Genomic DNA, 14,929 nt, shown 5'->3' on the forward strand with positions numbered 1-14,929 from the left:
TCATGGCCGCGCGGGCGCGGCACGCCGTCGAAGCGCGAGGCCGGCAAGGGCCACGATGCCCAGCGTTATTGCACCCCCGACGATTCCGGAGACGCTTGTCCCCGGATCCACTGCGGGCCATTGAGTCTTTGCTCCTGTCTCTGCCGGCGCCTCGGAGGCGGAAAACGTGTAGTCGGGGAGGATCGCCGTCTTCGTTTGAACATGGGCGAGCGATGCGTGCAACGCGTCTTCGCGTCCTGCGAACTCTTCGGTGCCCGTAGAGTGAAAGAGCGCCCATTCCAGACCATCAGGATGCGACGACGCAAACCAGCTCAGCACGCCGCCAGAACACACTGCGGCAATTGCCAGCACTACAAGCACCGGCGCGACAGCGATCTTCCTGCCTTGCGATAGCGCCGTAGCCGCATCGAAGACCTCTGGCCTCGCACGATAGACGAACTGTACCACGGCGGCGGTAACGATCCCCTCAATGATTCCAATCGGTAGATGAATGGGCAGCATCAGCGCAATAAACGTCGTGAATGGAAGCGCCGAAATCTCCGACAAGCGCGTTTCCAACACGACACCCAGCGCGCCAAGCTCAAGTCCGGCGACGGCCGCCAGAATTGACACGGTCCAAAGCCGCGCGGTCGTTGGGTTTGATCCGGCTATGCGCCGGTATATGAGCGGATAGGCCACGAAGCACGGGAAGAATCCCAGGTTGAAAATAGTGCATCCGAGGGCGAGAAGTCCGCCGTCGGCAAAGAAGAAGGCCTGAACCGTGAGAACGGACGCGATCGCTAAGAAGGCCGCGTGCGGTCCCAATAGAATCGCAAGCAGCAGGCCCCCGCCCAGGTGGCCGCTGGAACCCGTCGCCGGAATCGAGAAATTGACCATCTGTGCGGCGAACACGAATGCACTCACGACGCCCATGAGGGGGATCTTCCAATCGTCGAGTGTCGTACGCAACACCTTCGAGCAATATCCGATCAAACCTGCGGAAAGTGCCCACATACCGCCTCCGACGGCAGGGGATAAGAGAGCGTCAGCCATGTGCATGGTGAGAGGTATATCCTTTCTGTGGCGGGTAGAGAATAGTCGATGCGGGAGGCAATATTACAGTTTTTTGAGAAGTATTACCGGCGGTGGCTGTTCGCGCGCCCCTGAAAACGGCTGCCCGGCATCCCCTTTCCCGTTCATCTTGACGCCCCTTCGGTTGGCGTGCTACGTTGCACGTGCGCTCGGCCGCCATTTGCGGGGAACGGGCGCGCCAAACACGTTGAAGCGGAAGGAAGCTAAGTCCAGTGAAATCCCAACCGGGTGAACCGGTGGGAGGACCCCGAACGTCTCCCGAAGGGAGGTGCAGGGGGCCAACACGGCTTCCCAGAAAGGATGCCACCATGATTTCGTCCAAGCTCGAGAAAGCCCTCAATAAGCACCTGAATCTGGAGTTGTATTCGGCATACGTGTATGCGGGCATGGCGGCTCACTTCGAAACGAAGAGTCTCCCCGGCTTCGCACACTGGATGACCATTCAGGTGGGCGAGGAGACTGCTCACGCGCAGAAGTTCTACCGTTACATTATCGACATCGGCGGAAAAGTCGAGTTGGATGCGATCGCAAAGCCGCCGTCCGATTACGACAGCGTAGTCGCCGTGTTCGAAGATACAGTCAAGCACGAAGTCAACGTCACGAAGTCGATCTACAAGCTGGTCGATTTGGCACTGTCGGAATCGCATCACGCGACGGCCTCTTTCCTGCAGTGGTTCGTCACGGAACAAGTGGAAGAAGAAGCGGTCGCAAACGATATTCTCCAGCGCGTGAAGATGGTGGCCAAGTCCCCTGAGGGCCTTTTCCTCATGGATCGCGAACTCGGCGCCCGTCAGGCTTCTTCGGCGGGTGGCGAGGGCAGCGCAACCTAGAGATCCGTCTGTAAACTAGCAGCCGGAACCTTTTGAATTGACCGGGAGAGGCACGCGTCCTACGCCTGCCTCTCTTGTCGCATCAGGACGGTCTGCGAGCGTATGATGGAATCGGTGGACATCACTGCAAAGGGTTCAATTGGGCAATATGGCAGACGCGAAGTTTGAGCAACTCGCCAAGGATTACGAATCGCTCTATCGTAGCTACATAGCCATGCACAAAGAGGTCGAACACCTGTCCACGCTTCGCGAAATCGGCCTCGCAATCAACTCTACGCTGGAGCTGAACGACACCCTCACAATCATTGCAGATGTCGTCCAGGGGGCGCTCGACGTAGGTCGCGTTACCATTTATCAACTCGACAAGACCGGCAAGATGGCGCTGCCCGTGATTGCGAAGTACGGGCAAGACCTTATCGGTCACGATCGCCTCAAAGAAGAAACTGCCCCGCTCACGGGTACTTCTCTTGGCGAAGCGCTTCGCTCGCGTAAGGTGTGCACATACAATTCCGAGATCCAATGTTCGGCCTACGTGCCCCTGATCGCGCAAGACAAACCGGTTGGAATCATGCGCTTGGATGACCACCTCGATGGCACCGACTTCACCGAGGACGATGCGCAATTGCTGCAACTTCTGGGACTGCAGATTGCCGTGGCAATCAACAACGCGCAGTTGTACGTGAAAGCGGTTACCGATGGTCTGACCGGATTGTACGTGCGACGCTATTTCGATTTGCGCATGGACGAAGAGTTCGAGCAAGCGCGGCGGTACGGCCGCAACTTCTCGCTGCTCTTGCTGGACATCGACCATTTCAAAGCGTTCAACGATACGCACGGGCATCAGACCGGCGACGCCGTGTTGCAGCAGTTCGCGGAGCTGCTGGTCGAGAACACTCGCAAGACGGACATTTGTTGCCGATACGGCGGGGAAGAGGTAGCAGTCATACTGCCCGAAACGGCGCTGAACGAAGCGGCCTTGCTTGCCAACAAACTGTGCACGCGTGTGAGAACGAACACCTTCAAAGGCGTGAGTGGCAACGACCTTTCCGTCACGTGCAGCATTGGCGTAGCGGCTTTCCGAAACGACTACGGTGATGCCCACAAGATGGTGGAAGCCTCGGACAAGGCGCTCTACTTGGCAAAGTCATTGGGTCGAAACCGGGCCGAGTTGGCGGGAATCTAAAACGGTTCGATACAGTGCGAACCAAGTCGCGTTGGCCATTTCAGCGAGACTGTCATCCTGAGTCCGCCTTCGGCGGACGAAGGATCCGGATTGAAGTCGGTTCTTTCCATTGCCGGATGCTTCGCTTCCGCTCAGCATGACAAATTAACGCAGGTTCAAATTGTTGTTTTGGTGACGCTGCATCTTAAGAGCCGAATTGTCATCCTGAGTCCGCGTTCAGCGGACGAAGGATCCGGATTGAAGTCGGTTCTTTCCAATGCCAGATGCTTAGCTTCCGCTCAGCATGACAAGGCAAAGCGGGTTCAAGGTGTTGCCTTCATGAAGCTGTCTCTTGGGAGCCCGATCATCATCCCGAGCAAATAACCGCGGGAGCGCAGAAGTCAGTGGTAGAAACAAAAGCCAAGCAGACAGCCTCTTCTCTTAAGTGCCGTAGGCACGGCAGACTCCAGCCTGGGGTAAGATTCGCGTCCCAGACGCGAATCGAAACCCCAGGTTCCAGCCCGCACACAACGTGAGCCCTGTAAGGGCGCAAGCAACGTACACGGTCCGTTTCTTAGGAGTCCGCGTTCAGCGGACGAAGGATCCGGCACAAAGTCAATCACGTACCGAATCGGAAAGACGCGGGAATTCACGCGGTAGGGCAGCGGAGCGAAAGCGACGTCCGGTAGGCTTCCCTGACCAACGAGCGGTGCAACGCCGCCGACGAGGGTTTGCCACGGAGTCTGTTCAGGGCCGTCGACAGCGAGTAGACTCCCAGGTCGGACCAGTATGCAAGGCGCGCTGACCAAGCCCCATAGTGTTTACGAAAGCAGTAGTAGCGGCTTCGGTACTGATGTTTCAGCGCGAATTCGCTTTCCTGGTGCTCCCCCGAACTGGCCCCGTGATGGTGAATGACCGTCGCGTCGCCACACCAACGTACCTCCAGACCTCTTCGGTTGGCGGGCAAGAAGATGTCCATCTCTTCTTCGTAGAGAAACATGTTTTCGTCGAAGCAACCAATCGACTCCAGGTAGTCTCGACGCACGAGCGCACACGCACCAGACACCATATCGACCCGGCCGCCCGAGACGTGCTCGTGTTCTCGCAGCCAATTGCGCATGCCCGCAAATCGAGTCTTGAATCGATCCTGCATTCCTGCTGTGTTCCAAAGATTACGCATGACGGTCGGAAAACGGCGGCACGAGGGGTGAAACCTTCCATCGGGATAGATGAGCTTTGGGCCAACGGCAATGCATTTGGGGTCTGCGTCGAGAACCGCGGCCATCGCAGCGAGCGCGCCCGGTGTCAACTGCGCGTCGGCGTTCAGCAGCAGAATACAAGCCGCCGAACCCGCTCCGATTCCTCGATTGTTAGCCGGTCCGAAACCAATATTCGCATCGAGTGCAACCAAGCGCATGTCGGTGAACTCGGTACGTACCATCTCGACCGAGCCGTCGGTGCTCGCATTGTCAACGACAATTCCTGTAATGCCGTCTGCCTCCGCGCTGGAGGTCCGAATTGACGTAAGGCACTCCCGAAGCAAATCGAGGGTGTTGTAACTGACGACTACGATATCGACGGCCATCGTTTGCCGCCTACTCCGAATCGGCCTGGGCCTGTTTGAGCAACTCGCGAACATCCATGGTCTTCTCGGCGCGCATGCGATAAACGCTCATGACATAGCCGTCCTCAATGTCTTCCCCTACTTCGAAATCGCCATACACCGCGATCGGCAAGTCAGCATAGTACTTTGACGGAGCGCCTTCCATGGTCACCATGACCCACTGATTCATAGCGGGCGGCACTCCGAAGCAACAGAACATCTGATTCTGAGTCAGCGCAAACGACTTCACTTGAACGGAATCTCCGTCGCCTTCCACCTCGATTGGCACCATGAATCCGACGACCACGGCCTTCTTCTTATCCAGCGCCTTGACCGACGCGGGGATTTGGTCTTTTGGAGCCTTCTTGGGATCGGGACTTGCCAGAACGGCATCGGGATCGGGCACTTCATAGGGAAACTCTCCGATCGCGCCAAACGTCACCTTGATATACTTGCCGTCCTTGGTGCGCTGGAACCCTTTCGCTTGACCGGATGAACCCTCGGCGCTCTTCAAGAGATCGAGCGATTCCTGAGGCAAAGCGCGTCCCAGAGGTTTTGCGTCTTGAAGGCCACCCGGCCCATCGTTCTCTTCCCCCTTTGGGTCAACGGGCGCGTCAAGCGGCGCGCCTTGAACAACCGGAGCTGCCGTCTGCGCATTGGCGACGCCCCACGCGAATATGCAGAGCAGGCCGGTGGCGAAGGTACTGGCAATCCGCAATTTCAGACTGACTTCTTGCACGAGTGATGTTCTCCAACATTCCCTTGCAGATGCCGCGGATAGCGCGGCAAATCGGTCGGCATTATGCCACAACTACGAGGCAGGGGTAAGGTTTGTCGCAACGTTGGTCGAATACGCCTTGAGCGCCGGGAGCACACCCGCAACTAGTCCAACAGCAATTATGCAAAGCGGCGCGAGAAAGAGCGCCGGATGGACCTCCAGTACATTGATGACGACGCCGGTTTGCTCGCGAATGACGCTTGCGGCTACCCCCAGAATCGCGCCGTACACCGCGAAGCCCAACGAGGCGCCAATTGCCGCTATCGTTCCCGATTCAAGCACAATCGCCGTGAACACCGTAACCTGGCGCGCACCGAGCGCGCGTAGTATCGCGAATTCGCGCCGCCGTTCGTTAATGGTGTTGTAAATACTCGCGAGGATTGCGGCAGCCGCCACGGCAACGACGAGATAGGACACCAGTTCCAGGACGCGATTCATCCAGCCGAGCTTCTCGAACAAATCGGCCATCACCTTCCCAATCGGATAGGCAAGCGTCGCGGCGTTGCCGTTTCGATTGACAGCCACATCTAGATCGAATCCGGTCTTCGGATTCTTGAACTTAAGCAGGACCGCGCTCACTTCCTTGTGTTCATCGGGAATCGCTTGCCCACTATGCGCTTCATAGACTTCCCCGGTACCCCGCAACACGTGGCCGGTCATGCGGAAGATGCCCTCAATCGGAATCCAGATCACGCGGTCATTCGGCGTATTGGTAGGCTTCAGAACACCCACAACGACGTATTCTTCAGGATGGTCGTGCTCAACTTCGGATGCCGTAAGCCCATGCGACGGGTGGAAGGTATCGCCCACCTTCAGTCCAGTGCGGCGGGCGGCGAAACTGCCTATTACCGCTTCACGCCGCTTCGAATCGAAGAAGCGGCCTCCCGGCTCCGTCTCAGAACGCATCCCCTTCCGGTATTCGAAGTCCGTGAAGAAGGCGTCGGTCGTGCCCACAATGCGATATCCCTGGTAATTGTCACCCGTAGCGAGGGGAACCGCGAGCGCCACACGCCGGTCATTTTTGAAAGTCTCATACAGCGACCACGAGATGTTGCCGGGCGATGTTTCCAGGTGGAATACAGCGTTCAACACAAGCTGCAGTTGACTTCCCCGCGCGCCTAACACGGCATCGAACCCGAGCGCGCCGCCGGTAAATGCCTCGAAGGTCTGTCGCTGAATGCAGAAGACCGACATCACCAATCCGGTGGCAAGGGCCGTCGCGCAAACCGTCACGGCTGTCGATAGTGCGTGCTGCCGGAGGCTCCTGCGAACGATGAGGAGGATACCTCTAAATGCATGTGCACGTTGGCCCAGCATCAGACAACATCTCCAGCGGAAGCCGCCGCGCGGTTCAACGTGGCCAATTCTTGCACGTTCTCAAACCGTTCAAGAATATTTCGGTCATGACTAACGACGAGCAGGGCAGCGCCATGTTCTCGGCAGACTTCCTGCATCAGCGTGAGGGCCTCTCCTGCACGATGCTGGTCGAGGTTGCCGGTGGGTTCATCCGCAAGCACAAGTCCTGGACGGTTGGCGAGTGCGCGCGCCACAGCGACACGCTGCTGTTGGCCCACGCTCAACTGCCGAGGTTTGTAGTTCAAACGGTCGGCAAGTCCCACGCGCGCGAGGAGGAATTTCGCGAAGGGGACATTGGCGCCTTGACCAAACATCATCCCCAAAAGAACATTCTCCAGAGCCGTGTAGCCCTGGAGAAGATTGAAAGTCTGAAAGACGTATCCGATTGACGTTGCGCGAACGCGGTCACGGCCGGCCTCGGAAAGGTCCGTGATCCGTTTGCCCGCCACCACAATCTCGCCGCTGTCCGGCCGCAGGATTCCCGCGATGAGGTTTAAGAAGGTGGTCTTACCGGAACCGCTACTGCCCTGAAGTGCGACGAATTCGCCCGCTTCCATCCGAAAATGGCGTACATCGATCACGGTCGAATGTCCACCGTCTGGCGAAGCGTATCCCTTCATCAGGTCTCGGACTTCGAGCACCGGATTTCTCCCGAACACACACGAGCTTATCTCAAATCGAGAGTGCCTGCCAGATTTGCGCCGAAAGTCGAGGTAGTGCTCCGCAATCAGAAAGTGTGTTCGCGAGAAATCCTCACAGCATGACCTCAACGTCTAGCACGTGAGCGATTTGCGCCGGCGCAAATCGCGGACTGGCACCGGTCCGGTGCCGCCCGTGTCCGACACGTCTCGACGAACCTACTTCTTTTCTTTGTGGACCGTGTGCTTGCGAAGGGTCGGGTTGTACTTCTTCAACTCTAGGCGTCCCGTGTTGTTACGCACATTCTTCATCGTGTGGTAACGCGACGTGCCCGGCGCTTCCGTGCACTCCAGAATGACCTGGACGACGTTGCCCTTATTCTTTGCCATGATTCCGCTCCTCGTCCGTCACGCCGCTGATAAGGGCGCTTGTTGACATAAAACTACAAAAGTCCCTGATTGCCCTTTCGGGACGCACACCGGGACGGAATATTGTGCCCAATGAACGGCCGGAGAGTCAAATCGACCACGAAGACGTGCCGAGCCTCCGACTTCTCTCAGGTTAAGCGTTCGATCTCAAATCGAGTTCATAGAGTGCTGCAAACGTCTTCAGGTGTTTGGCGTGTTTGCCGCAATACAATACCGGATGCGGCCCTGGGTACACCGTGCACACATCGGCTACATTGTCGAGCTTCACCAGAACCCGGGTTGCACACCCGCCCGTGGGCGGGCATGACGGAGAGGAGACCACGCACCCATCCCATGCATCCACGCGCTTTTCCCCGGAGTGGTACTTGCACAGGGTGACCGGCTCGTCCTCCGGCCATTGCACGTCGAGCGCCAACGTCTTCGGTAGTTGATGGAAAAAGGGCCGCAAGTCGTAGGGCCGTTCGCGCTGTTCCGGGCCGTGCAACCGGGTCGCACACGTACAGTGCGCCCCGAAATACAGGTTCTCCTCCGTATCGAACTCGGGATTGTGCTGAAACCCGCCGCAATGGAATAGGTTCGCGCCAAGCATCAACGTCAACGTCGCATTGAGGTCGTTCTCGCAACCGCACGGGATGAGCGCGCCGTTATTGATCGAGAAGCTCAAGCACGGCTTGCGATGCTGCAAGAACAGGCATTCGATGGTGATAGCATCGGCGTCATGGCGTTGCAGAAGCCCCAAGACCGCCGCATGCGCGCGGACCGCGTCGAAGAATGCCTTTTCGCTGAGATCGGAAACCGAACCTGCCTTGCGACGCACGGACGCGGCCAATTGCCGCATGTCCCGCGTCACTTCGATGGAATCGAAGAGATCGTTGAAGTGTCCCGCGGGTATCGTATGGACGAGCATGTCGAAAAACGCTTCGCGCTCATCGATTTCCTGGTCCACCTTGCCCGACACCCGCAACAGCTTACTTTGGCGCATGCGAACTTTGGCGTTCACGCAGCGCAATCCACGCTCGATAGCATCCCAATTCTCAATGGAATGGATGTACTGAACGTGCTTGGCTGTCCGGAATTGCTCCGGAGGAAGCTGATGGTTTGCGCCCACGGCGTGGTAGAGGATGATGGGTCCGCTGTACGCCTCCAGAATCGGCATGATCTTCTTGCTGAACGTATTCCAGAAGTTGATCAGCAACAGGGCCTCGGGGGGATTCTTCTTGATGTCTTCAATGAACGCCGTCACACCCGCGTCCGTGAAGATCGCCTTTTCATCCAATTTCAGCGTAAGGTCAAGGCCTTCCGAGATCCGGTCGAGTTCACGATTAAATTTCGCCTGCTGTTCCTCGGGTTTGAACTGGTTACCCGGCCAAGTGGACCAGTTGTGGACGCTCCAGGAGTCCTCGCACTGCCCAGACTCCACGAGCTCCTGCGAGGGATAAAAGTACGCGCCGCGCACCAATCCCGGTTGTTTGCGCCGGTGAAGGATAGAGAGACCTTGCGACGTCTCGTGTGCGTAGGCCTCGGGGAGTATGACAACCCCCGCCGCTATGGCTGCTGTCTTGAGAAATACCCGGCGATTGACTTGCATGGATCGATCCCCCATGGATGCGAAATTTCCCCCACCGACAGTGTATCGAAAGGCCTGCGGATCGGCAAGGGCTTCGCCTCGAGAAAAGAACCTACTTTACGTCCCCAGTGGCCGGGTCATACTCCCAAGACTTGCCCTCAAACGGATGCGTGGGAAGCGCGTGCAGATGTTTGCCGTCAACAAGTTCTTCAAGTGTCTTGGGCCAACGGCCGGTCCGTTCACGAAATGACGAAACCCATCCGCGCAGGATCTGCAGCCGTTCCTCCTTCATCGAATCCAGAACCGACGTGTTTTGTACCACGCCCCGGCTATCTACGAAAAAGTGCCCGCCCAGCGGATCGTTGCCAATCCCGCGGACGAGACCAGCGGATTCGAATTCCTCAATGCTCGCCGGGCGTTTACCGGTCTTCTTCTGATACTCGTCCGCAAGCTTGTTGAGAACGTCACAGGTCTCGCGCAGGGAAAGTTCCTGAAGTTTTCGCTCGGCAACCGTGCGCATGTTCTTGTCGCCGCTCGTCGATAGAATGTCCTGCCACATACCCCGCTCTACGTCGTACAAGCCATGTTGCTTCTGCAGATTCTTGGCCCAATCGACGACAAACGGAGGCGGATTGCCGGTAGCGGCGGCGATGGCAAGGTACCTCGCGCCGCGCACATTGTCGTGGCGGTTCAACACGTACGTGCGCGCAATCTCGAATGGCAATTCCCATCGTGTCGGGTTCTGCGGGATGCCGCTCTTCAGCAATTCCACGCTGGCGTCGTTGTCGTGCTTGAGCATGGCCAAGAACACGCCGCCCCACTGATAGACAGCCACGAAGTAGGGATCCAACTGCGTAATGGTCCGGCACATCTGATCCAGCCATGTGAATTTAAAGTCGCCCCGAAACTGCTGCGACGTGTACTGAATGCACCGTAGCCAAAGAAGATCGGCGACCACGCTGTTCATCCCCGCCGTGCAGTGCTGAAGCAGATCCTGGTTGGGCAGATAGAGCAGTTGCTCGTCGAACTCATGGCTGCGCATCGCGTCGATGCGTGTCTGCGCGAAGTACATCGTTGAGAACGCCACAACAGGCACCAGAATCGCTATGGCGGCTTTCTTCATCGTTAGACGTCCTTGTCCTCAAACGCCAGCGATGCCATGACGAGGAGCATGATCGTGTAGATCGTACCGTACACGAGCGCCCACAAAACGTATTCGGGCGCCACCGGTACACCATTCGCCGCCTCCGCGCGGATGTTGAAATTGGAGAGGTTTGGCAAGGCGTAGTAAACAACCGCCATGATCTTCTCCGCGACGGTCCCGTGGAACTGCTCGGGCAGGTCGATGAGAACCGTGGTGGCGTGGCCGACCACGTACGCGCAGAAGACGATAATGGCGCCCAGTATGGGCGATGTGACCGTGCTGAGAAGGATGGCGAGCGCCGTGACCAGGAGCAATTCCCAATAGATCAGAAGCACCGCAAGCGCGAATGTCGTGTCGAGCGCACCACCCAACAGCAACACGTAGCCTCCGGTGATGATGGCCATCGAGACGGTCACCACGGCCAGCAGCAGCGCCATTCCCAGATATTTGCCGACAATGAACTCCCAGCGGCGCATCGGACGGCAAATGATCGTATAGATTGTCCGTTTGTCGATTTCCTTATAGACAAGATTGGTGCCCACGAATATGGCGATGAGCACGCCGAAGATAGATACGGATGCCAGTGATATGTCCTTGACAATCTTGATGTCCTGCCCGATGCTGATCCAGCCGAGAGCCTTCGATCCCAGTATCGTTGCGCCCGCGAAGAACAGAAGCACGTAGAGGACCTTATCGCGAACCGCTTCGCGGAACGTGTTTTGCGCGACGGCGAGGATTCTCATGCCCTTTCCTCCTGCACGCGCATGAAGTAGTCTTCAAGCGATTCTTTCACCGGCGAGAAGTCGACCAGCGACGCTCCGTGTTGGTGCGCCACGCGTACCGCCTCGTTCGCGGCATCGAGGTCTCTGACTACGAAATGGTGTCCCGATTCCGATTGGCGCACGGACTCGGCCCGCGCGGAGACGGCCCGAATACCTTCCTCGTTCAGCCCGGAGACCACCACTTCGACAAGCTTCACGCGCTGCGTGAGCAATTCGTTGATGCGGCCCTGGCTGGTAAGCCGGCCGCTCACGAGAATTCCCACGCGATCACAGATCTGCTCCACGTCGCCAAGCACGTGAGAGCTGAAGAAGATCGTCTTCTTCTCATCGCGCAGGCGCAGGATGAGTTCGCGAATCGAGCGGCGGCCGAGAGGATCCAGGCCGCTCATGGGTTCGTCCAGAATCAAGAGTGGGGGATTGCCCACCATGGCCACGGCAAAACCGAGCCGCTGACGCATTCCCTTCGAGAAACCGCGGACGCGCTGATCCGCGATGGGTCCGAGTTCGAGTACATCCTCCAACTTCTTCCACTCGCGCGCCCGTGCCGGAGCGTCAAGGCCGTGCAAGCGCCCGTAGAACTCGATAGTCTCACGCGGCGTAAGGTACTCGTAGAAGTACGGATTCTCGGGCAGATATCCAATGAATGCGCGCGCTTCGCGCTTGCGCGCGTTCTTTCCGAACACCAGCGCTTCCCCGCGCGTAGGGCGAATGAGGCTGCAAATGAGCTTGATGGTAGTCGTCTTGCCTGCGCCGTTCCTGCCCAGGAATCCGAAGACTTCGTTCTCCCGGACAGTGAGATGAAGACCATCCAGCGACGGAGCTTTGGAACGTCCGACGTGCCCCTTGTATCGCTTGGTAAGGTCGCTGGCGACAATGGCGTCCATGCTATGGGCGCTCCTTTATGACACTCTATTGCAACTAACTCGAAACCCGAACCGCACTATTTGGGCATTCAAAACCCAAAAAGTCAATACAACCGTGCGCGGATCCCCGGAGACTCTGACCGATTCCGCGCTCTTGGCCCGGATTGCGCCATTGTGCAACAATGCCCTCAAATGAACATCACGCCGACTACCCGACATGACTTCTATTGCTATGGCTGCGGAACCAATACCGCCGCCAAACCCCGAGGTATGGACTGTCCCTCCTGCGGGGAACCTTTCAGCCTGCGATTCCTGGGCAGGGTAAGCACGACTCTGTTCGCCGAACAGCCCCATTCCATGTGGGCGTACGGAGAACTGCTCCCCCTGGCGTCGCCAGCCTCGATTATCTCCATTGATGAAGGGGCGACCCCCTTGGTGAATGCCCCCAACACCGCTTTACGTGCCGGAGTGGGGGAAGTGCTGCTCAAGAACGAAACCGCCAATCCAACGGGTTCGTTTAAGGACAGACAAATTTCCGTTGCGATATCCCACGCCCGCGAGATCGGCGCGGATACCGTCGCCGTTGTCTCCTCCGGCAATGTCGCGTGTTCGACGGCTGCCTACGCGGCACGCGCGGGTATGAAAGCCGTGCTCTTCATGCACGGCCACGCCGCCCCGGGAAAGATTGCCCAGGCCGCGGCCTACGGCGCTACCGTGGTCCGCGTGGATTCCCCCTCAGCGAGGGCCGTATTCGAACTCTGTATGGAAGCGTGCCGCACCTTCGATTGGTACCACGCGTCAACGGCGGGCATCTATGAACCCTACAACGTAGAAGGCGCGAAGACTATCGCCTACGAGTTGTATTGGCAGACCGAGGGCAAGCTGCCCGACTGGATTGTCGCGCCGGTTGGCGGAGGCGGCTTGCTCGGCGGAATCTGGCGCGGGCTTCTGGATTTGAAGAACCTCGGCGTCATTTCGACGTTGCCGCGTTTGGCGGGCGTCCAGGCATCCGGTTGCGCGCCGCTGAAGACTGCAATCGAAGAGAACCAATGCTTCCTGGACACGCTGAAGACGCCGTGGCCGAACCCGAAGACCGTTGCGGGCGGTATTGCCGACGACATTCTCTTCGACGGCCATACGGCTCTGCCCGCGATTCGCACTTCGAATGGCGTTGCTGTCGCGGTGGACGATGAAGCCATCATTGACGCGGAGTTGGCGCTGGCTGGCTCCGAAGGCATCCTGTGTGACCCATGCAGCGCCGTAACGATTGCGGCCCTATCCAAGTTGCCCGATACAACTCCGGACACACGCGTGTGCTGTGTTATCACCGGGACAGGCATGAAGGACCTTGGCGTACTCCAGAATCGCGTCGCCGAGCCGAAAACCATCGAACCCTCCCTTGACGCGCTACGAAAGGCCCTATCATGAGCCCTGCACAGTATTGCTTCGTCTCTTCAATCCAGAATCCAAAATCTAAAATCCAAAATGTATTGCTCCTCGCCTTCACCCTTTTGGTTTTTGCCACAGTCTTCCTCGGCTGCTCCTCCGGCCCAGTGATCGTCGTTTACAGTCCGCATGGCCCCGACGTTCTCAACGATTACAAGAAGTTGTTCGAAGAGGCGCACCCCGGCGTCGAAGTGCAAACGCTGGACGCCGGCGCGCAAGAAGTCTACAGCCGCATTGAAGCGGAGAAGAACCGGCCGCAGGCCGACGTGTGGTGGGGCGCGCCCTCCACCATGTTCATGCAAGCGGCAAAAGACGGTCTGCTCGAAGCGTACCGCCCCACGTGGGCCGACAAGGTGGAGCCTGCGTACAAGGACGCGGCGGACCTTTGGTACGGGACATACCGTTCACCGATTGGCATCGTCTACAACAGCCGTCACTACAAGGCCGAAGACCTACCCGATTCGTGGGACGGTCTGCTCGATCCCAAATGGAAAAGCAAGATTACCATCCGCAAACCGCTCGCTTCGGGCACCATGCGCACGTTCATCGGCGCGATGATTCTGAGGTCTGGCTCGGAAGACGCAGGCATTGCGTGGCTCAAGAACCTCCACGGCCAGGTTGAGGCCTACATGGAAAACCCTCAGTTGCTCTATGACCACATCAAGCGTCAGGAGGACCTGATCAGCGTGTGGCTGCTGCCCGATGTGGCGCTGCAACGCGATCGGAATGGATATCCGTTCGAATGCGTTGTGCCCAAGCAAGCCCCCGTACTGACCGAAGGCATCGCCATCGTGAAAGGCGCGCCGCATCCGGATTTGGCGAAGGAGTTCTACGAGTTTGTCACAACGTCGGAGGCTTTAGCGCAACAAGCCAAGGCCTACGCGAAGATCCCCGTGCGCACCGACATTGACCCTGCAACATTGCCGCCGTGGATCTCGGCGCTCAAAATTGATCCCATGCCCATCGATTGGTCGGCGTTTGCTGCGAACGAAAAGAAGTGGGTGGACCGCTGGGCGTCAGAGGTATTCAACGCGCAATGAGCGCCGTACGCTGCGACCGCATCACCAAAGTCTATCCCGAAGGCGGTGGCATTTGTGCGTTTGAATGCGCCATCGCCGACGGCGAGTTTTTCGCCTTTCTCGGACCGAGCGGGTGCGGCAAGACGACGACGCTGCGCGTCATCGCGGGACTCGAAGCCCCGGACGAAGGCCGCGTGTTGTTCGACGATCGCGACGTCACGGACCTGCCGCCCGAACGCCG

15 protein-coding genes are annotated in these 14,929 nt (G+C 58.1%); 5 read left to right on the top strand and 10 right to left on the bottom strand.

All coding sequences use genetic code 11. The annotated features are described in order from the left end of the window. Window positions 1-1,038 carry an energy-coupling factor ABC transporter permease gene (locus K1Y02_11330; protein MBX7256943.1) on the bottom strand — a complete coding sequence of 346 codons (1,038 nt, stop codon included), beginning with the start codon at window positions 1,036-1,038 and terminating at the stop codon, window positions 1-3. 341 nt (window positions 1,039-1,379) lie between these two features. On the opposite strand from K1Y02_11330, the gene K1Y02_11335 reads away from it, so the two are divergent. Both K1Y02_11335 and K1Y02_11340 read left to right on the top strand, forming a co-directional pair. Next, a complete protein-coding gene (locus tag K1Y02_11335) occupies window positions 1,380-1,901 on the top strand; it encodes a ferritin (GenBank protein ID MBX7256944.1) in 522 nt (173 codons plus the stop codon). Between the two features lie 148 nt (window positions 1,902-2,049). Continuing rightward, the gene (locus tag K1Y02_11340; GenBank protein ID MBX7256945.1) at window positions 2,050-3,084 is read left to right on the top strand and encodes a sensor domain-containing diguanylate cyclase; all 1,035 of its coding nucleotides are present in this window, start codon (window positions 2,050-2,052) and stop codon (window positions 3,082-3,084) included. Between the two features lie 628 nt (window positions 3,085-3,712). Here the strand turns inward: K1Y02_11340 and K1Y02_11345 are convergent. From K1Y02_11345 to K1Y02_11385, 9 genes are all read right to left on the bottom strand, one after another. Continuing rightward, window positions 3,713-4,648 (bottom strand): glycosyltransferase family 2 protein, encoded by a 936-nt coding sequence (locus tag K1Y02_11345; protein ID MBX7256946.1) that lies wholly within the window; start codon window positions 4,646-4,648, stop codon window positions 3,713-3,715. Between the two features lie 10 nt (window positions 4,649-4,658). Next, entirely contained in the window at window positions 4,659-5,405 is a 747-nt protein-coding gene (locus K1Y02_11350) for a DUF3299 domain-containing protein (GenBank protein MBX7256947.1), read from the bottom strand. Window positions 5,406-5,477: 72 nt separating this feature from the next. Beyond that, a complete protein-coding gene (locus K1Y02_11355; protein ID MBX7256948.1) occupies window positions 5,478-6,761 on the bottom strand; it encodes an ABC transporter permease in 1,284 nt (427 codons plus the stop codon). Beyond that, entirely contained in the window at window positions 6,761-7,420 is a 660-nt protein-coding gene (locus K1Y02_11360; protein MBX7256949.1) for an ABC transporter ATP-binding protein, read from the bottom strand. Before K1Y02_11360 ends, K1Y02_11355 begins: the two co-directional genes overlap by 1 nt. A 237-nt stretch (window positions 7,421-7,657) precedes the next feature. Beyond that, a complete protein-coding gene (gene rpmG, locus K1Y02_11365) occupies window positions 7,658-7,828 on the bottom strand; it encodes a 50S ribosomal protein L33 (protein ID MBX7256950.1) in 171 nt (56 codons plus the stop codon). Window positions 7,829-8,000: 172 nt separating this feature from the next. Next, a complete protein-coding gene (locus K1Y02_11370; protein ID MBX7256951.1) occupies window positions 8,001-9,455 on the bottom strand; it encodes a hypothetical protein in 1,455 nt (484 codons plus the stop codon). A gap of 91 nt (window positions 9,456-9,546) precedes the next feature. Beyond that, window positions 9,547-10,557 carry a hypothetical protein gene (locus tag K1Y02_11375; protein MBX7256952.1) on the bottom strand — a complete coding sequence of 337 codons (1,011 nt, stop codon included), beginning with the start codon at window positions 10,555-10,557 and terminating at the stop codon, window positions 9,547-9,549. Window positions 10,558-10,559: 2 nt separating this feature from the next. Continuing rightward, a complete protein-coding gene (locus K1Y02_11380) occupies window positions 10,560-11,321 on the bottom strand; it encodes an ABC transporter permease (protein MBX7256953.1) in 762 nt (253 codons plus the stop codon). Further along, entirely contained in the window at window positions 11,318-12,244 is a 927-nt protein-coding gene (locus K1Y02_11385; protein MBX7256954.1) for an ABC transporter ATP-binding protein, read from the bottom strand. The genes K1Y02_11380 and K1Y02_11385 overlap by 4 nt, the downstream gene beginning before the upstream one ends. A 171-nt stretch (window positions 12,245-12,415) precedes the next feature. Between K1Y02_11385 and thrC the strand changes: the two genes are divergently transcribed. The 3 genes from thrC to K1Y02_11400 all read left to right on the top strand — a co-directional run. Continuing rightward, window positions 12,416-13,651, top strand: coding sequence for a threonine synthase (thrC, locus tag K1Y02_11390; protein MBX7256955.1), 1,236 nt, complete (start codon window positions 12,416-12,418; stop codon window positions 13,649-13,651). Continuing rightward, complete coding sequence (locus K1Y02_11395; GenBank protein ID MBX7256956.1) at window positions 13,648-14,709, top strand: extracellular solute-binding protein; 1,062 nt, start codon at window positions 13,648-13,650, stop codon at window positions 14,707-14,709. The genes thrC and K1Y02_11395 overlap by 4 nt, the downstream gene beginning before the upstream one ends. Continuing rightward, a partial coding sequence (locus K1Y02_11400; protein MBX7256957.1) for an ATP-binding cassette domain-containing protein occupies window positions 14,706-14,929 on the top strand: 224 nt, incomplete at its 3' end. The genes K1Y02_11395 and K1Y02_11400, both read left to right, overlap by 4 nt.

The organism is Candidatus Hydrogenedentota bacterium (assembly GCA_019695095.1).
In the GTDB taxonomy this organism is placed as follows: Bacteria; Hydrogenedentota; Hydrogenedentia; order Hydrogenedentales; family SLHB01; genus JAIBAQ01.